1 pseudogene is annotated in these 296 nt (G+C 49.3%); it reads right to left on the bottom strand.

What is annotated here, in order from left to right:
- Nucleotides 1–296, bottom strand: a pseudogene (locus AC1M9J_RS14835) (acetyl-CoA C-acyltransferase); the annotation flags it as partial.

Raw genomic sequence — 296 nt, forward strand, 5'->3', positions numbered from 1 at the left:
CTAGTTGGTTGAGAGCAGTCGTCACCAAACGCGCACCTGATGCACCCAATGGATGACCCAGTGCAATTGCACCACCATTTGGGTTTACACGTGCATCATCGTCGGCTAAACCTAGGTCACGTGTACATGCCAATGCTTGTGCTGCAAACGCTTCATTCAGCTCAATCACATCCATTTGCTCTAGTGTTAACCCTGTTTGAGCCAGTAACTTTTTAATCGCAGGTGCCGGACCAAAGCCCATAATGCGAGGTTCAACCCCAACAGTGGTTGCACCAATCACTTTGGCACGAGGTTTT

Source organism: Acinetobacter sp. ANC_7588 (assembly GCF_056783995.1).